Genomic DNA, 17547 nt, shown 5'->3' with positions numbered 1-17547 from the left:
CGAAGCGGCGCTCGTTGCTGCTAAATCACTGCCGCTGGCCCTTCGCCGCTAAACCTCTTGGCCTATCGATTGGGTCACCGCCATCTCTAATCTGGAACGCGAACCAATGCGAGCTTTTAAGGCGACCCAGCATTTCTTTGACGTCGCCGCGGAACACCTCAACATCAGCGCAGAAATGCGAGAAACGTTGCTAACGCCTCGACGCGAAGTGCAAGTGCGCGTCACGATCGAGCGAGACAACGGGCGTCTTGCTAACTACGTTGGATTTCGGGTTCAACATGACAACCACCGCGGTCCGATGAAAGGTGGACTCCGCTACCACCCCGACGTGGACCTGGACGAAACTCGCGCTCTAGCCAGTTTGATGACTTGGAAAACCGCTGTCGTAAACTTGCCATATGGCGGTGCGAAAGGCGGCATTGGCGTCGACCCTTCGGAATTGTCGCCGCGAGAATTGGAACGTTTAACTCGAGCCTTTGTTGACCAGATTCACGACATCGTCGGCCCCGACAAAGACATCCCCGCACCCGACATGGGCACCGACCACCGCGTGATGGCGTGGTTCCGAAATCAATGGGAAAAATACCACGGATTTAATCCGGCAGTCATCACCGGCAAACCTGTCGAAGAGTACGGTGCCAAAGGACGCGAAGAAGCAACCGGCCGCGGAGTTGGCGCTCTGACCGTTAAGCTGTGCAAGCGTCTTGGACAAAAGGCTGAGCGCACCAACATTGCGATCCAAGGTTTCGGAAACGTTGGCTCGCATGCTTCCAAATTTCTATGCGATGCCCAGTTTCCAATCGTCGCGGTCAGCGATGTTTCGGGAACCTACTACGACCCCAATGGGCTGGACATCCAAAGCCTGCTGCATCACAAAATCGGGCATCCTCGCGGCTTGCTTGAAGGCTACCAGCAATGCCAGTGCTTACCCGTCAACGCGCTGCTGGAACTGGACGATGTCCACGTGCTAATCCCAGCCGCCCTAGGTGGCGTGATCACAAAAGACAATGTTAACAAGATCAAAGCAACTGTGATCATTGAAGCGGCAAATGGCCCGGTGTACCCTGACGCCGACAAAATCTTAGCCGAACGCGGCGTTACGATCCTGCCCGATATCCTGGCCAACGCGGGCGGCGTTACGGTGAGTTACTTTGAATGGGTCCAGAACCGCCAACACTATCGCTGGACACTCGATCGTGTTCGCCAAGAACTAGACCACACCATGAACCAAGCCTTCGAAAACGTATGGCAGACCGCGCAGGAACGCAAAGTGTCATTGCGAACGGCGGCTTACATCATTGGAATCACACGCGTTCGTCAGTCGGCCGAATTGTCCGGATTCGCTTCGTGAGGAAGTTCCATCAATGCCAAGCCTGACAACTGAAAACTACATCAAAGCGATTTACCAGCTTGGCGGACAACCTGATAAAGAATCAGTTGCGACCGGAGCGATTGCCAGTCAATTATCGGTATCGCCAGGAAGTGTCACAGCGATGTTGAAAACGCTGCGCGATGCAAACTTGGTCGAGTACGCGCCGTATGAAGGCGTTCGGTTGACGCTCAGCGGAACGCAGTTGGCGCTACGTGTGGTTCGACGCCATCGTTTGATCGAGTTGTTCTTGTCGCAAACGCTTAGCATGCCATGGGACGAAGTCCACGAAGAAGCCGAGCACATGGAACATGCGGTCAGTGATCGCTTGGTCGATCGAATCGATGCACACTTGGGATATCCGGGCGCCGATCCGCACGGCGACCCCATCCCACGCAGCGACGGCACGCTTCAATCCGATGCTGGGCAAACTCTAACCCAGTGGCCGGCGGGCGAGCCCTTTCGATTGGTCAGAGTGGTCGACCAATCAAGTGAATTCCTGCGATTCTTGACCGCATCCGGCCTGGAACTTTCCGCCGTCGGCTGCGTTGTCGAACACGCCCCGCTCGCCGCAACGACGACAGTTGAAATCGACAAGAACACGACCGTGCTAAGCGAGACGGTCGCGGATAAGTTGATCGTGATCCGGCCTTAGGTCGCGTCCCTTAGGACAACTTAGGTTTCACCAAACAGTGGAAACCGACGCACGGTTCTTCATCCTCGCGTTCTTCTTCGGCTTGCATCAGGATTTCTTGCACTTGCTTCAATCGATCCGGATTCAGAGCCGCCGAGATCACACGCTGATTTCCATCAGGGCCGACCGCAACGGTTGTGATCACAGCCACGGTATTGTCATGCTGTAACGCGGCGATGATGTGTTGACCGACCTGTTCTTCGGCGTTTCGAATGGTGGTGACAAACTGAGCGATCTTGTCGCGATCGACTTCGTTGGTGATTTGATTTGTTCGATTGGAATCGGCTTGCCCCGGCTCAACGATTGGCTCGTCGATTGGCGCAGCGGCAGGCTCGTCATCGGGAAGTTCTGGCAAATCGCTGGACTCGTTTTCTTTGGACCGATTCATCAAGTGACCTCAACAGGAATGAAATTCAATTCAGTTCGACGCCACTTACAGTAACAATTTTTCCAAAGCCAGCGACAAGGTGAGCTTGATCAATATCCAAAACAAAAAATGAAAAGTCACCAAAATCCGCATACATGGCCGCTTCGGGATGTTTCGCCAGGAATACGCCGCGAACTTCACCATCTTCCTCGCGTGACAGTTTTCGAACCGTTCCCGTCAACGTCACACGCGCACCCGCCAGCGGATCACCTGATTCGCCACCTAGCGAAACCAGCAACAGCGACGCTGCTTGGTTTCGCATCAAGTTCTTGGTATGAACGGCCAATCCTGACAACAACATTGCCACCGAACGAGGCCCGGTGACAGCGACTGTCACCAAGGAAACAAACGGAGTTGCGTCGTCAGTAAGCGTGCCGAGGCTACCGGAGACGGCGGCCTCCAAGATTTGCTGAATGTCTTTTTGAGTCATGCGACGCAGTATAGCGTTACATGATCAAATCAACATTAAACAATCTGCCACTTGCCGACGGTGCCTTCAACCAGGTTGGCATAGTAAAGCGAACCATCCGCTCCCTGCTGAATGTCCACAATGAATTCGGCTCCCGTGGTGAACACCTCGACGCCGCTTAGTTGGCCATCGGGCCCCACATTGGCATGTCGAACGATACCGCGGTACATGTCGTTGTAGAACAAATCGCCTTCGTACTGCAGCCCAAGATCCGAGTTGTAAACAATGTCGCCAAGGACGATGACATTTGAACCGGCTTGGTGAGCCAGCGCGATCGAGGCAGGCTTAGCGGTTCCATTTTGATAGAAATCCTGCGCCTGCGGCAAGCTACTGTAACCAGGGGTACGACTGTTGGTACCTTGCGCGCCTTCATAGTAAGGCCAGCCAAAGTTGGTGCCGGCGACACCGGTGTTGATTTCTTCATAATTGCCCAGCCCGGTCTCGCCAATGAACAATTGGTCTGTCCGCTCGTCCAACGTCAATCGCCATGGATTGCGGAGTCCAAGTTGGTAAATGCGAGACTGATTCGAATTCGGGTTGCCATCGTAGAACGGGTTGTCGGAAACACCTTGGCCGGTGGAGGGATCAATCCGAAGCACCTTTCCAGCCAGACTCGACAGACTTTGAACTCGCAAAGCACGAGGGTCCGTTTGGTTGAAACTCGCTCCGTCGCCAAGCGACACAAACAGATTTCCGTCACTAGCGAACTGAAGGCTACCGACCGTGTGAGAACGACTGTCGCTGACGATAAAGTCTTCAATGTACTGGCCGTTTTCACGACCACCCTGCGGCTCGTTCAGACTTACAGTGCTGTCCACAAAGCCATTGAAGTTATCCCAGGTGCTGTTTGTTCCGAGCAGTACCAATTCACTACCCGAAACCACCGACGTGAATCCAGTGGAAGCGTCAAGTGTGAACCGAGACAATCGGCCCGCGCGGTTACCACGCCCATCAGGCCCTGCATTCGCGTCGCCTACATTGTCAAACACTTCAGGTGGATCATACGTATAAAGCAGGTAGACAAATCCGTTGGATTGAAAGTTCGGATCCAACGTAAAATCGATCAAACCGCGATCCTGAACATCATTCACTTTGGCAGAAATGTCTAAGACCACACTTGCACTGCTGGATCCATCACGTGCAACCTTAATGACACCTGCCTTTTCGGCGATGTAAATGTTACGTCCATCTGGCGACCAATCGAGGGCGAGAGGTTGATCCAGCCCCGTGATCAAGTCTTGCTCCACGACGTTGCCAGTTGGGTTTACCGGCGGGTCGCCCTGCGGCTTATCAAGCGAGAAATTCCAAGAACCAACTCGGTGGTAGTTCGTCAGATCGTAGTTGCCTGCGGAAAAACCAACGTAGGCTTGGTTCCCAACAATGGAATCTAGTTCGATATTGGTCTTCAACACGGCGAAGACTGGCTTGTCTTCCGTGGGTGAAACAAAAACGGCAAGCGTGTTTGTCTCGCCGTTGTATTCGACCCAAGCGTGATAAAGCGTGTTGTTATTGAGATCAAATGGCGAGACAACTTCCGCGAACGCATTCCGCGTGTCTCCGTTGATCACGACGGCGACCGTATTGGCCGCAATGTCGCCACCGTTGTTGTAGTTGTCGAACTCAATGGCAACGCTTTGACCGATCGTGTCATAACCCAGATATCCACCGGCACGCCCAAGAGAATTCAGTCCGGCAGCCGAGTTTTGCAACAAAAAGGTCATTCCATCCGCACCGTTGATACCCGCACCGCCGCCCATTTGGAATGTAAAGCTGGACTGAAACGATGTGTTGCCACTCACCGAGATTGGCGAATTATAAAAGGCGGTTCCGGCTTGCCGGGTCCCCGTGCTGGTTAGCTGAAGCTGAGTTCCATTAATCGAAGCCGAACCGTTTAGAGCCAAATCGGTTGCTGAGGTGAACGACTCGAATCGGGGAAGACCCGAATCATCATCCAAGATCGTGACGATCGAAGTTCTCGGAGCAAGCAAGTCGGCGCCAATTGGATTATCGATTCGCACGCTGAATGATTCAGTCGATTCGGCAATGCCATCGTCGAGGATGTTCACCGTGAATTGCTTTACGGTTTCACCATCGGCAAAGAATAATCGTCCGCTGGTGGCTTGGAAATCCTCACCCGCGGTCGCACTATCTGCTGCGGTCAAGTAATCAACCGACGCGGTACCATCGCTGCCACCGAGACGGAGGACTTCCAACGTGATCGAACTCTGACCTTCAACAGTCACAATCTCACTAGTCACCAACGAGAAGCTACCTGCGTTGCCGACTGGACCACTCGACGCCAGATACTGGAAATAACCATTTGTGTGAAGCACTTCGCTTTGACGGAAACCAGGCTGGATTCCGTCTTCTTGCAACCATGTGCCCGTCGAATAGGTCGTCGCGGCTTCGGTCTGGAAAACTTGTCCATCGACGCGAATGAAGTCGACTTCAAGATTCAGATCGATTCCGCCCGGCGTGTATTGGTCATTGATGAACGCAACACGCACGCGATCGGCGGTCACCGTTCCATCGGCTTGAGCTGAAAACACTTGGGTGTTGGTGGATAGGCCGCTGAAAGTTTGCAAGACTGAACCGTCCACCAACAGCTGCGCCGACTCGCCACCGGACAGCCCGCGAAGCGACACTTCGATCACCGATCCGTTTCCGCCGGTCGGTGCATCACCCGAAAATTGGAAGTACCCGTTCGCGCGAAGGTACTCAGTTTGCAAGTTGCCGGAAGTGATTTGGCTTCCATCCCAAACACCTGTGGCAAACACCGACGGGGCCTCGGCTTCGTAGTTAAAACCGTCGACTACCACGCGGTCAACACGAAGGTTACGGTCAATGCCATTGGCCGGGTCGTAAAGATCGTTGACGTAATTGATGCGGACATCATTGATGTCGACTCCATCGACATCGGAAACATAGGAGTAGAACTGCCCGTTCTCTGCATCGGTGCCTTGGACGAACCATGTGTCAACGACCTGGCCGTTGATTTCCAGTTCCATCAGCTCGTCACCGGTCGAACCAGCGGCAAAAATCTCAATCGCCAATTGACCTGTAAACCCACCCAAGCGGTTCGAGATCAACAGACCGGCCGTTTCAATACTTCCGAGTTGGTATTCCAAATCCCAATCGGCGAAATGGTCTGATGTGGCTGCACCCGTGCGATCGTTCGACGCGGCAACGTCGGCACCTGACATCGATGCAAGCTGAGCCAAGAATGAGACGCCTTGCGATCCGCTGGCAACATCACAGCCGTAGATCACTAAGTCACCGCCAGCAACGATTGAGTTCCGCCAGGATTTGATTTGATTCTGATACTGACCCAAGTTTGCGGACGACAGTGTTTCGTTTCCGAGCTGTAGCTTTCCTTCGCTTCCGTGGCTCAATAGGTGGATTGATTTCAAACCTTGATGCGATGCAATGGCCGCCGTGATTTGGTCGACTCCACTTTCCGCTTGACTGATCATCACGATCGAAGCATCCGCAGGAACGGCTTCCAACAATGCAGCCACGTCCTGAACTCCCGAGTCAACGATGACCAAGTGCTGGCTGCTGGATGCCTGAGTCTGTCCGCCCGCCAGGCTTGGCGCGGCGACTTCGCCGGCCCCTGCGTGACAAACAGCCACGGCTGCGTCGGCAGCCAACATCAGGCGGGGCTCCAGCTCGTTCACCAGCCACTTACGCGAGCGAAAAGAGGGGTGAGAGGCAGACGACTTTGAGCGGCGAAACATGAGAGCAAACCATGCGGAATGAGAGGGAAATCTTGCTCGACAGTGTAGTTCAGAAACCCCCTAGAGCAAATTTCCCAGCACTGGTTCTCACGAATTCTCGCGTTGTTGTGACGTTTGCAATGATTTTTCGCGATGATTGGCGAAAGCCAGTTGTGGAGGAAGCCAAGGAATCGATTCCCTTCTTGATTCTTCATTTCCGGTTAACGGATTCGCCGAACAAATTCGGCTTAGCCAAACTACATGCCACAGCTTTCGACCAGTGTTTACGACCAACCACTCAGCAACCAGGCACCCAGTGTGGGGACGTGTTCAAACTTGACGCAGAGACCATTGGCTTGGTACAGAAAATCTGTAGGGTTCTGCTGCGTTAGCCACCGTCAAATGAAACGTTCCCACTGAACAAGGTACCCATGGTGAAAAAACTAGCTCGATCAATCAAAAAGCGTTTACCTTGGAAAAGTGAAAAAGATTCTTGCTACTGGCAAAAATCATATGCTCAAGAGGGCGAAGATCTCGTCTTGCTGCGGCTGATTGATGATGCTGTAAACCGAGAGGGGTTCTACGTCGATGTCGGTGCACACCATCCATCCCGATTCTCTAACACGCGGTTGTTTTATGACCTTGGGTGGCGGGGTATCAGTATCGATCCAAGGCCTGGATTTGCAGCCCAGTTTCTTTCGGTTCGTCCTGATGATGTTGCAGTCGAAGCCGCGATTGCGCAGACGCCTGGCAGCCTAACCTACTACATGTTTGACGAACCGGCGTTGAACGGCTTTGACGAGACCCTATCCAACGACCGCGATGCCAACACGACCTACAACATCATCGACCAACGCCAAGTAAGTGTTTGCCGCCTCGACGATATTCTCGAACGCCACATTGATTCGCGACAAGCAATTGATTTCGTATCGATTGATGTTGAGGGTTTTGACTTCGAAGTGATTCAATCCAACGACTGGGATCGATTTCGACCAACTTTCGTGTTGGTGGAGATTTACGGCGAGTATTTCGAGAGTGTTTTGCAATCGGACTCGGCCAAACTGATGATGGCCAACGATTATCAGCCGTGCAGTCGTACTCGTCATACCGTCTTTTTCAAAGACACGCGGGTTGCAGCGTGTGTGAAGGCTGCGTAGCAGAATCTGCATAGGCTCAGTTCGATTCTCTCTAATCGATAACTTTGAAAAGCCGAGCCGCGCGACAAGCATTCATTCTCCGAACGACAGCTACGCAGCACGAGAAACTGGAAAGAAACGTCGCATCAGTTTTGTGATCCCTGAACGACTTGCAATTGCGTTTTTAAGATAGAGTGCGTCTCCCCACGACTCATGGTAGGGAAAAGTGACTTTCACGCGGGTGAAGCCAAACTGATCTAAGTAGTTGTCAAGTTCTTCGATCTGAACACAACCGTGGTACATTTCCTCGCGATTGACCTCGGTCATGATCGCAGACACCGTTTGCAAAAGTTCGCTGGCTCCCTTCAACGCCAGTAATTCTGCTCCCTGAATATCGAGACTTAGCACGTCGAAGGATTCCGCCCGGCCTTCCAGCAGTTTGTCGATGGTTGTGCACTGAACTTGAAAAGTCTTCGTTTCAACAATGTCTGGATAAATTTCCGAGTGTTTGGCCAACGAAAGCAGCGAGCTACTTTGGTCAGCTGAAGTGACGTGAAACTCAGCCGTGCCTTCGTGATCCGAAATTGCAACCATGTGACACTCGCGATCTGGCAGATTCTCACGCAAGCGAGAAAACACTTCTGGATTCGCTTCGACGTAAACCGGCGTTGCCTTCATTTTACGATAGATGCCATCTTCTTGGCCTTCGTGAGCGCCAACGTGCAGCACGTGGTCCGGCTTGATTCCGTATCGGCGTAATTCGCGTCGAAGATCGATGATCATGGCGTAGTTTCCTAAAGCCGCTGGGGGTCCATTTTCGTTCAGAACACTCGCGCCAACGCGAATCTTCGCGGCAGCATGTCAAGGTTCCTGCTTTCAATAGGAAATTCAGATCACCGCAGTCAATATCGCCTGGTTGGCGTTGATCGTTTTTCGCTTCTTTGGTATCGCCAGTCACTGTGATCGGTTTTGGGCCTACCTCGCTTCTGAGAATTCGTTGCTGAAACAGATCATCTGTCAATTCACTTCCGCTGCGTGATCAAGCATGTCGCCGATTCTGTACATCATCTTCAACCGTCCTGATCATACGCAGCGGTCTTTTGAACAGATACGTGCGCTTGCACCTTCGGTTCTGTATGTTGCTGCCGATGCGCCTCGGCAAGGGCACGAAGGTGAAGCCGAACGAACATTGCAGGCGAGAGCGATTACCGAAGATATCGACTGGCCCTGCAAGGTTCATCGGTTGTACGCCGACGAAAACATGGGCTGTGGTCGCCGCATCAGTTCGGCAATCACCGAGGTTTTGAAAGATCACGAAACCCTGATCACGCTGGAAGACGACTGCATTGTCGAGCCGACATTTTTCCCTTACTGCGAAACGCTATTGGACCGTTATCGGCACGATCAACGGATCATGGCGATCAGTGGCGACAACTTTCAAAACGGAAATTCTCGCACCAACCACAGCTACTACTTCTCGCGTTACCCACATTGCTGGGGATGGGCGACATGGCGGCGTGCTTGGCAGCACTTCGACCTCAAAATGACTCGCTGGCCCGAGATCCGAGAATCCAATCAACTGAGTCATTTCTGCGAGGGTGAACAACAGATTGCGTATTGGCAACACATGTTCGACGCAGTGCAAGACGGCAGCGTCGATTCGTGGGCGTTCCCATGGACACTGGCTTGCTGGCTGCAAAATGGATTGACGGTGTTGCCAAACCAGAACTTGGTCAGCAACATCGGTTTCGATCGAGATGCGACGCACACCAGCGTCAACACAGCCTACGCACATCTTCCCACCTCTCCGCTCGGCGAACTCAATCACAGCGACGAAGTATTTCGGCACGCCGAAGCGGACCGTTATACCGACGAGATCCTTTACAGCGGTCCCTGGCAACGAAGCCGGACCAAACGTCGCCGTCTGTTTTCACGGAAGACTCTATTTGGAAAACGAACGGCTGCTTGAGCACTGTCTCACTGACAAGCTGATTCAATTTCCAATGTAAGTGTATGGTCAAGAAAGTTTCTAAATGAAGAACGTATTCCGAAAGATTGCTTGCCGATCGACCCGCGTGATGATGAAGAGCGACTTGTTGTGGAGCATGGCGCAGCGGCTGCCCAATCACGATTTCTTCCATCGCCAACGTTATCCGGTGATTCATAAAAGAGCGCGGGCGCAGTGCGCTGATCTGTTGAATGACCGAACTGTGATCGCCGGACCATTTGCGGGCCTGCGTTACGCGCGCGAAGCCGCCGTAGGAAGTTCGTTGTGGCCGAAGTTGCTTGGGACGTACGAATCGGAATTGCGACCGTGCTTTGAAGCGATCAAGCAAAACACAAGCTACCGACAGGTTGTCGATGTCGGTTTCGCCGAAGGTTTTTATCTGGTTGGCTTAGGTCGACATTTTCCCGAGGCGCAACTGGTTGGGTTTGATACCGAGGACGAGGCCAAGAAACTTTGCCAGGCCAATGCTACGGCGAACGGAATTGATGAAGACCGTTTGAAACTGTTTGGCGGTTTCGATGCAGACGCATTTCGAAATGAGTTGCAGTCGGACTCACTGGTCGTTGTCGACTGCGAAGGTTTTGAAAACCAAGTCGTCGATAGTTTATCGGAAGACGAATTATCCAAGGCGGATTGGCTGATTGAGTCTCATGACCATTTGGTCGAAGGGACCACCGATCGACTTAAACTCGCTTTCCAAAAAACTCATGAGATTGAAGAGGTCGTAACCGACCGCGACTTGGTTACTAAACAATCGCTGCTGCCAGCGTCCGTCCGAGACCGTTGCAGTGCGTATGTACAAGAGGCGTTGGTGTCCGAAGGCCGGATGGCCGAGCAAAAATGGATTTTTGCCACTCGGCGAAAAGCAGCTTAGTCGATGCGTATCGCTCACTTAACCGCGTTCATGCACGGCGGGGCAAGCGCGCTGCAGCGGATCCATGGGGGGCTGCGTCAGGCCGACATTGACAGCCACGTGTTTGCGGTCTGCGATGGCGAAAGCTCGCCGTCCCAGGCGATCATTCACTTACCGGTTCCAAGACCTAGCAAATGGGACCGTCGAAAATCAAAATGGGCCTCACGGCTGCACATCGCAACTGAAAACGGCTGGCAGGCCAGAATCAAAACAGCGTCAAAAGGGAACGCAGATTACGAAGCGTTTTCGCCTCCCGCTGCCCTCGTCAACGTCGACCTAAGCCCGGTGCTCGCTAGCGCCGACGTGTTGCACGTTCATTGGACGGGCGACGTGGTCGACTATCGTACGTTCTTCGGCCAAATCGATATACCGGTTGTTTGGACGCTGCACGACCAGAATCCGTACCTGGGTGGATTTCACTACCAAGGTGATGTCGATGCCGCGACGGGAATGTTGGATCTGGAATACGAGTGCCGGCAGATCAAGCGAGATGCAATCAGCAATTTAAAGCTGGCCGTTGTTGGCAACAGTCGTTGGAATCTGCAACAGTCGGCGTCGACCGATGTGCTTCCTAAGACAGCAATCAAAGAAACGATCTACTTGCCGTTGCCGATCGAAAACTATTCGCCGCTGGACAAACATAAATCGAAAATTGCGATTGGCATTCCCGCCGACCGCTTCGTGATCGGTTTTGCGTGTGCTGCGATGGGCAATCGACGAAAAGGACTTGCCGACCTGCTGCATGCGATGACGTTGTTACCGGAATCGATTCAGAAGAAAACAACGCTAATTAGCTTTGGGCATCCACCCTCCAAGACACTGCAGCAAAGGATCCCGATTCAGTGGTTGCATCAAGGGCAACTGAATGGTGGCGCCGAGCAATCGCCGATCTATTCAGCGATGGATGTGTTCGTGTTTCCCTCGATCGAAGAAGCGTTTGGACAAACGGCACTCGAATCGATGGCCTGCCAGACTCCGGTCGTGGGCACCGCTGTGGGCGGCATTCCCGAGATGGTGATCGACGGCCAAACAGGACTGCTGACGCCTCCTCGATCACCAGGGCTTCTTTGTGATGCCATCATACGGTTGCACGACGATGCCCATGCTAGGGAAGCGATGGGGGCAGCCGGACGCGAACTCGCGATCGCCCAGCACTCGCCTAAACAAATCACGCAACAGCACATCGATCTGTATCAGCGACTGTGCTCGACTTAGGTCAGGGTCACCTTGGGTCAGGCAGCTCGGTAACGACTCGGCACCAGTGCACGTCGGCTGCTGCGGCGGAACTGCTTCCAAAAGTGCTTTGACTGGCAAAGGCTCGGGTTCATGGTGGCCAAACGAAGCAACTGGGCAACCTGTTTAGTCGGTGTCGCTTGGGCGTGTTCGATCTGGCAATGACTCAGGGCTGCCAACTGATTCAATCGAGTTCGCAGGTCTGCTGGGATCCGATCGTCGTCGGCAAGCAGATACGGCTCGATGCCTCGCAGCAACTCCCGAATGCTGGCGTCACGCTGCGACGTTTTCTGGGCTTCGTGGACACGAAAAGCAGCCAGTGGTGCATTCAGTGGTCGCACTTTCATGCCTGCATCGAAGCCGCGCAGCCAGTAATTGAAATCCATCGTGAAGTGCAGCGACTCGTCGAACTTGCCCAGCCGCTTGGCCAGTCGGTCTGCCCAAAACACTTCGGGCTGAATGAAGTTCCAGTTCTCTTTGGGACGCAGCCAGAAGTCCCAAAGGTTGACCATTTCGCTGAGCGAGGTGATGTTCGAGATTTGTTCCTTGAACACACTGCCTGCCGCATCCACTTTTTGACAAATGCCGTGAACAAGATCGGCCTGATCATCACTGGCAAACGCCTTGGCGACTTTGGCGAACGCCCCGGGAAGGTAATAGTCGTCGCTGTTGATGTAGGCGTGAATGGTGCCGCTGACTCGCTCGAACCCCTTGTTGATCGCGTGCGTTTGTCCGCGATCTTTTTCACTGCACCAAAACGCCAGCTCGGATTCGTACTTCTGTATCACGTCGGCAGAATGGTCAGTGCTGCCGCCATCGATGACGGCATAGTCGATCTCGAAGCTTACTCCGCGTCCCTCTTGATCGATGACGCTGCGAATCGTCTGTTCAAGGAAATTGGCCTGATTGAACGACGGGGTCACAATGGCGAAACGTGGTAACGTCATCAGTAGAGGTTCTCGCTGGAGGCAGCGACCGATCAAGTCACGGTAGGATCACCGTCGTCAGCCATTTGAACACTTGCCCCGTTGATTAACGTGGTACAAGTGAATGGAAGTGGTACAGCTGAATGAAAATGAAGTGGTACAGCCAGCACGGTTGCATTTTTAGGGGGCTGACACAAGACAGAATTGGTATGGTTTCGCTTCAGTCCCACCGCGGCGAAGGCTGCTCACCGAACGAGTTAATTTGGCGAAACAGGGGCTTTCGCTGGCCGATCGGGAGTCGGACAGACCGACATTCACGCCTCCGTCCGTTGGCAACAGCACACCGGCGGTTTACCATCGTGGCTGCTTGCCCGCCGATCGTACCGCAGGAAACCCGATGCCGTTATCTTCGCCACCTCGTCCCCTCGACCCGCCCCACCCGCTGGAGCCGTTGTCGCGATTGATGGACACGCTCGCGACGCGAGCATCCGAGCGACCCGCTGGTTCGTATACCACCAAACTTCTTGACGGCGGCCCTGCGAAAATTGGCGGAAAAATTCGCGAAGAAGCGGACGAAATGATCGAAGCGTCCGACGAAGCCGGCGACGAGGGACGCGAGCATTTTGTCTACGAAGCAGGCGACTTGATCTACCATGCCATGGTTTTGATGGCATGGCGTGGCGTCGACATTGCCGAAGTGGCCGCTGAACTTGCTCGCCGCGAAGGCACCTCGGGATTGGTTGAAAAAGCCAGTCGCGGCCCCAAATCTGCCGAATAGGCGAGTAGTGCGGCAATCGAACCGGAACCCCGACCTAATTCAACACCTCTGAATCACCCAACCTTCCGAAGCAACATATCCATGGAACCTGATCGAAACCTGCGAATCGGCATACCTAGCAAAGGTCGGCTGAGCGAAATCGCCGGCGAATTGCTTGACCAAGCTGGCCTGAATTTCCGTCGTCAATATCGCGGCCTATTCGCACGTGTCAGCGGCCTGCCGATCGATATCATCTTTCTGCGCACCGACGACATCCCGACGCTTTGCGCCGAAGGTGCAATCGACATGGGAATCACGGGCAGTGACTTAGTCGAAGAAGCTGCGGTGGACGTCAAAGTACGGATGAAGCTAGGCGTTGGGCGGTGTCGCCTGGCGATCTGCGTTCCAGACGACGCTGACTTCAAATCTGCCACCGATTTGGACAAAAAGCGCATTGCCACAAGCTTTCCCAACGTGACAAGAACGTATCTGGCCGCGCACAGCGCCGAAGCACATCTAGTATCGCTATCGGGTTCCGTCGAAGTCATGATCCAACTTGGTGTTGCCGATGCGATCGTCGACTTGGTCGAAACCGGAAGCACGTTAGCGGCCAATCGATTGCGAGTCTTGGAAGACATCGGATCCTACGAAACGGTTCTGATTCAAAACAACCGGGTCTACGACAGCGAGACCGCCGACCGCGTCGTCCGTCGCCTCGAAGGAGTTGTCATCGCTCGCGATTACTCGTCGCTGGAATACAACATTCCCCGCGACAAACTTGCCGGCGCGGAACTGATCACACCGGGCTACGATTCGCCCACGGTCAACTCGCTGGAAGATCCAGCTTGGTGCAGCGTCCGTGTGATGGTTCGGCGAAAGGACATCATTGACACGATGGAAAGCCTAGAATCCGCTGGCGCGTCTGCGATCATTGAAACACCGATTCTGAACTGCCGTTTGTAAACGCCCAACCCGAAAAAGACTTCATGGCTGATTCAAACGACCTACCTCTCGAAATCGACGTCGCCACTTTGGCAGCGATGAAAGAGCGTGGCGAAACGTTCGTTCTGTTAGACGTTCGCGAACAAGACGAATACGATTTCGCCAAAATCGACGGTAGCCTACTGCTGCCAATGAGCGAGTTGCCGTCACGGCTTGACGAGCTCGACATGCATCGAAACGATCACATTGTCGTCCACTGCCATCACGGCGGCCGCAGCCTACATGTCACGAAGGTGTTGCAGGCTGAAGGCTTCGGCCGAGTCCAAAACTTAGCCGGTGGCATCGATGATTGGAGTTTGCAAATCGATACAGGAGTTCCTCGATATTAGTAGGATGTGTCCGCAAAATTTGCGGTGTATCTGGATTTGCTAGAATTTAGTGTGTCTGACGAAAAACCGAACTCTGGCGAGTCCGGCGACGATTGTTAAACCCAAGTTATAACGCGGTTGAAGCACTAGCTCGCAAAGACTCGACCCAAGAGACAGTTCAAGGCGATGCATCTGGTCGGTTGACCCATGTCCCTCAAGTTGAATCAGATCAAACGGTCCTTTCCATGCAAATTCATCTCTTTCGTCGTCACACGTCTGCGGTCGAAGCGATTCGCATCGTCGCGTTTATCTGGTTGATCGCGTCCATCGTCAGCTGTTCGACGCGCGACGACAACGATGCGGCAAGAACGAGTGAATCGAACGCAAATCGCAAACCCAAGCCGGCGCCGATCATCACGCCGCCCAAGAACACCGCCGGCCCCGAACCGGGGCACGCGGCGATGGTGAAACGGTTGGCTCAGTTGCACGAAAATGTGGCTGATTTGGAATACTTCGGCGACAGCGCCAAACGCGCAGCAGCGAAACGTGTGGCAGCTTCGACCAAGGAAGGCAATTTCTTTGGACGACTGCAAAGCCTGTTCGAACTGGGGTCCGAACAAACGTTAGCCGGGGAAGCCGACGCAGCGCTGGCAACATTGGCGCTAACCGATCCGATGTTGATCGAGTTTGCCGAGAAGTCACCATCGGGTGTACCAGAGGACCTGCAAACGACAATCTATTTCGCCAAGGCTTTAGCAGCGATGCGAAAAGCAGAGAACGAGAACTGTGTGTTTTGCCAAGACGGCGAAGGATGCTTGTTTCCGATTCGTGGAAAGGGCGTTCACTTGCAAACCGAAGGCGCGACGATAGCGATCGAAAACTTGAACGCTGCTTTGGAAATCGCTCCCGACGATGTCGCGTGTCGATGGCTATTGTGCGTGGCACACATGACGTTGGGGACTTATCCCGATGGTGTGCCAGAGCGGTTTCGGATTCCACCGAGTCGGTTGGTTTCGGACGAACCCAATTTTCCTCGTTTCCGGAACATCGCCACGGCCGTGGGGGTCGACACTCTTTCGCTTGCCGGCGGTGTCGCGGTCGAAGACTTCAACGGCGACCATTGGTTGGACATCGTCGTTTCATGTTGGAACACCGACGGCCAGCTTCGTATGTTTCAAAACATGGGCAACGGGAAATTCAAGGAAACGACCGAGCTAGCAAATCTGGTGGGTATCTTCGGCGGGTTGAACATTGCCCAAGCAGATTACGACGGCGACGGTGACATCGACATCCTTGTGCTGCGTGGCGCATGGCTTCGGGAATCGGGGCGACATCCCAATTCGCTGCTTCGCAATGACGGCACAGGCCGATTCGAAGATGTGACCGTCGAAGCCGGTTTGGCCGACGAAAACTTTCCGACGCAAACGGCTGCGTGGAGCGACTTTGATAACGACGGCGATCTTGACGTTTGCATCGGAAACGAAATGCACGCCAACCAACTTTTTCAAAACGACGGCGACGGACACTTCGTCGACATCGCCAACGTGGCCGGTATCGATAATCGCAGCTTCACCAAAGGCGTTGCGTGGGGCGACTACGACGCGGACGGGCTTCCCGATTTGTACGTGTCCAACGCCACCCAACCCAACGTGCTGTATCACAACGACGGCGACGGTCGATTCACGGATGTGACCGAGTCGGCCGGTGTGGCGGGGCCACTGCCGAGCTTCTCGACATGGTTTTGGGACTTCAACAACGACGGAAAGCTAGACCTATTCGCACCTCATTACCAAGAGAGCATTGAGTTTGTTGCGTTGGACTACTTCGCCTTGCCGAATGACGCGCCGCCGGACGCACTTTACCAAGGCGATGGCGCGGGCCGATTCACCGATGTGACGCAAGAGGTTGGGTTAGGGAACATCACTGTTACGATGGGATCTAATTACGGCGACTTGGACAACGACGGTTTCTTGGACTTCTATTTGGCGACCGGCTTTCCTGGCTTCGAAGGATTGATGCCCAACGTGATGTATCACAATCGTGGTGGAAAACGGTTTACCGACGTTTCGATTCCTGGTGGTTTTTCGCACCTACAAAAAGGTCACGCGATTGCGTTTGCCGACTTCGATCACGACGGTGATCAAGATGTGTTCACTGAATTAGGTGGTGCGTATTCCGGGGATGCATTTCGAAACGCACTGTTCATGAATCCGGGCTTTGGCAACGAATGGATCAAGTTGCGTTTGGTCGGCAAACAATCCACGCGTTCAGCCGTCGGTGCCCACATTCATCTGACGTTCAAAGACGATGGCGAAACTCGCCACATCCATCGGTGGGTCAACACCGGAAGCAGTTTCGGTGGCAATCCGCTGCGACAGGAAATTGGCGTCGGCAAAGCCACTGTGATCGACACGATCGAAATCGATTGGCCGGCCTCGGGTTCTCATCAAACGTTTCGTGATGTCGCGACGGGCCAGTTCTTGATCGTCGAAGAGTTTTCGGACACGCCAAAACCCGTCGAATGCGAGCCGTTTCTTTTTGACGTGGAATAGCCGTCTTGGCTATCCAGATTTCCGCCGCTGAATCCTG

15 protein-coding genes are annotated in these 17547 nt (G+C 53.8%); 10 read left to right on the top strand and 5 right to left on the bottom strand.

Annotated features, from left to right (window positions below; all coding sequences use genetic code 11):
- Nucleotides 1-106: 106 nt before the first annotated feature.
- Together Poly59_RS05910 and Poly59_RS05905 are read left to right on the top strand one after the other, a co-directional pair.
- Complete coding sequence (locus Poly59_RS05910; protein WP_146533072.1) at nt 107-1351, top strand: Glu/Leu/Phe/Val family dehydrogenase; 1245 nt, start codon at nt 107-109, stop codon at nt 1349-1351.
- 13 nt (nt 1352-1364) lie between these two features.
- Complete coding sequence (locus Poly59_RS05905) at nt 1365-2024, top strand: metal-dependent transcriptional regulator (protein WP_146533071.1); 660 nt, start codon at nt 1365-1367, stop codon at nt 2022-2024.
- 10 nt (nt 2025-2034) lie between these two features.
- Here Poly59_RS05905 and Poly59_RS05900 read toward each other — a convergent pair whose 3' ends face one another.
- From Poly59_RS05900 to Poly59_RS05890, 3 genes are read right to left on the bottom strand one after another with little or no spacing between them, the layout of a single operon-like run.
- Nucleotides 2035-2451 (bottom strand): hypothetical protein, encoded by a 417-nt coding sequence (locus Poly59_RS05900; RefSeq protein WP_146533070.1) that lies wholly within the window; start codon nt 2449-2451, stop codon nt 2035-2037.
- A 25-nt stretch (nt 2452-2476) separates the two neighbouring features.
- Nucleotides 2477-2920 carry a HugZ family pyridoxamine 5'-phosphate oxidase gene (locus Poly59_RS05895; RefSeq protein ID WP_146533069.1) on the bottom strand — a complete coding sequence of 148 codons (444 nt, stop codon included), beginning with the start codon at nt 2918-2920 and terminating at the stop codon, nt 2477-2479.
- 35 nt (nt 2921-2955) lie between these two features.
- Nucleotides 2956-6612: a DUF4347 domain-containing protein gene (locus Poly59_RS05890; protein WP_186776036.1), complete on the bottom strand. Its 3657-nt coding sequence runs from the start codon at nt 6610-6612 to the stop codon at nt 2956-2958.
- Between the two features lie 494 nt (nt 6613-7106).
- On the opposite strand from Poly59_RS05890, the gene Poly59_RS05885 reads away from it, so the two are divergent.
- A complete protein-coding gene (locus Poly59_RS05885) occupies nt 7107-7832 on the top strand; it encodes an FkbM family methyltransferase (RefSeq protein WP_146533067.1) in 726 nt (241 codons plus the stop codon).
- A 90-nt stretch (nt 7833-7922) separates the two neighbouring features.
- Here the strand turns inward: Poly59_RS05885 and Poly59_RS05880 are convergent, their stop codons facing one another.
- Complete coding sequence (locus Poly59_RS05880) at nt 7923-8594, bottom strand: FkbM family methyltransferase (RefSeq protein WP_146533066.1); 672 nt, start codon at nt 8592-8594, stop codon at nt 7923-7925.
- A 262-nt stretch (nt 8595-8856) separates the two neighbouring features.
- Here Poly59_RS05880 and Poly59_RS05875 point away from each other — a divergent pair, with 262 nt between their 5' ends.
- The 3 genes from Poly59_RS05875 (at nt 8857) to Poly59_RS05865 (ending at nt 11947) form a co-directional block, all read left to right on the top strand.
- On the top strand, nt 8857-9780 hold the full coding sequence (locus tag Poly59_RS05875; protein ID WP_146533065.1) for a glycosyltransferase family 2 protein: 924 nt from the start codon (nt 8857-8859) through the stop codon (nt 9778-9780).
- A gap of 64 nt (nt 9781-9844) precedes the next feature.
- Nucleotides 9845-10693, top strand: a complete 849-nt coding sequence (locus Poly59_RS05870; protein WP_146533064.1) for a hypothetical protein — start codon at nt 9845-9847, stop codon at nt 10691-10693.
- Nucleotides 10694-10696: 3 nt separating this feature from the next.
- A complete protein-coding gene (locus Poly59_RS05865; protein ID WP_146533063.1) occupies nt 10697-11947 on the top strand; it encodes a glycosyltransferase in 1251 nt (416 codons plus the stop codon).
- 17 nt (nt 11948-11964) lie between these two features.
- On the opposite strand, the gene Poly59_RS05860 is transcribed toward Poly59_RS05865, so the two are convergent.
- Entirely contained in the window at nt 11965-12912 is a 948-nt protein-coding gene (locus tag Poly59_RS05860; RefSeq protein ID WP_146533062.1) for a glycosyltransferase family 2 protein, read from the bottom strand.
- A gap of 376 nt (nt 12913-13288) precedes the next feature.
- Here Poly59_RS05860 and hisE point away from each other — a divergent pair, with 376 nt between their 5' ends.
- The 4 genes from hisE (at nt 13289) to Poly59_RS05840 (ending at nt 17510) form a co-directional block, all read left to right on the top strand.
- Nucleotides 13289-13669 carry a phosphoribosyl-ATP diphosphatase gene (gene hisE / locus Poly59_RS05855; RefSeq protein ID WP_146533061.1) on the top strand — a complete coding sequence of 127 codons (381 nt, stop codon included), beginning with the start codon at nt 13289-13291 and terminating at the stop codon, nt 13667-13669.
- Nucleotides 13670-13750: 81 nt separating this feature from the next.
- The gene (gene hisG / locus Poly59_RS05850; protein ID WP_146533060.1) at nt 13751-14611 is read left to right on the top strand and encodes an ATP phosphoribosyltransferase; all 861 of its coding nucleotides are present in this window, start codon (nt 13751-13753) and stop codon (nt 14609-14611) included.
- 23 nt (nt 14612-14634) lie between these two features.
- A complete protein-coding gene (locus tag Poly59_RS05845; RefSeq protein ID WP_146533059.1) occupies nt 14635-14979 on the top strand; it encodes a rhodanese-like domain-containing protein in 345 nt (114 codons plus the stop codon).
- Nucleotides 14980-15203: 224 nt separating this feature from the next.
- Entirely contained in the window at nt 15204-17510 is a 2307-nt protein-coding gene (locus Poly59_RS05840) for a CRTAC1 family protein (protein ID WP_146533058.1), read from the top strand.
- The last annotated feature ends 37 nt before the right edge of the window (nt 17511-17547 follow it).

It is taken from the genome of Rubripirellula reticaptiva, from assembly GCF_007860175.1.
In the GTDB taxonomy this organism is placed as follows: Bacteria; Planctomycetota; Planctomycetia; order Pirellulales; family Pirellulaceae; genus Rubripirellula; species Rubripirellula reticaptiva.
The sequence above is the reverse complement of the archived record's forward strand: the minus strand, read 5'-3'. Positions and strand labels throughout refer to the sequence as shown.

Excerpts from the sequence above, each read along its gene's own strand:
- Poly59_RS05910 (WP_146533072.1), top strand. The coding sequence starts at position 107 with ATGCGAGCTTTTAAGGCGACCCAGCATTTCTTTGACGTCGCCGCGGAA.
- Poly59_RS05905 (WP_146533071.1), top strand. The coding sequence starts at position 1,365 with ATGCCAAGCCTGACAACTGAAAACTACATCAAAGCGATTTACCAGCTT.
- Poly59_RS05900 (WP_146533070.1), bottom strand. The coding sequence starts at position 2,451 with ATGAATCGGTCCAAAGAAAACGAGTCCAGCGATTTGCCAGAACTTCCC.
- Poly59_RS05895 (WP_146533069.1), bottom strand. The coding sequence starts at position 2,920 with ATGACTCAAAAAGACATTCAGCAAATCTTGGAGGCCGCCGTCTCCGGT.
- Poly59_RS05890 (WP_186776036.1), bottom strand. The coding sequence starts at position 6,612 with ATGTTGGCTGCCGACGCAGCCGTGGCTGTTTGTCACGCAGGGGCCGGC.
- Poly59_RS05885 (WP_146533067.1), top strand. The coding sequence starts at position 7,107 with ATGGTGAAAAAACTAGCTCGATCAATCAAAAAGCGTTTACCTTGGAAA.
- Poly59_RS05880 (WP_146533066.1), bottom strand. The coding sequence starts at position 8,594 with ATGATCATCGATCTTCGACGCGAATTACGCCGATACGGAATCAAGCCG.
- Poly59_RS05875 (WP_146533065.1), top strand. The coding sequence starts at position 8,857 with ATGTCGCCGATTCTGTACATCATCTTCAACCGTCCTGATCATACGCAG.
- Poly59_RS05870 (WP_146533064.1), top strand. The coding sequence starts at position 9,845 with ATGAAGAACGTATTCCGAAAGATTGCTTGCCGATCGACCCGCGTGATG.
- Poly59_RS05865 (WP_146533063.1), top strand. The coding sequence starts at position 10,697 with ATGCGTATCGCTCACTTAACCGCGTTCATGCACGGCGGGGCAAGCGCG.
- Poly59_RS05860 (WP_146533062.1), bottom strand. The coding sequence starts at position 12,912 with ATGACGTTACCACGTTTCGCCATTGTGACCCCGTCGTTCAATCAGGCC.
- hisE (WP_146533061.1), top strand. The coding sequence starts at position 13,289 with ATGCCGTTATCTTCGCCACCTCGTCCCCTCGACCCGCCCCACCCGCTG.
- hisG (WP_146533060.1), top strand. The coding sequence starts at position 13,751 with ATGGAACCTGATCGAAACCTGCGAATCGGCATACCTAGCAAAGGTCGG.
- Poly59_RS05845 (WP_146533059.1), top strand. The coding sequence starts at position 14,635 with ATGGCTGATTCAAACGACCTACCTCTCGAAATCGACGTCGCCACTTTG.
- Poly59_RS05840 (WP_146533058.1), top strand. The coding sequence starts at position 15,204 with ATGCAAATTCATCTCTTTCGTCGTCACACGTCTGCGGTCGAAGCGATT.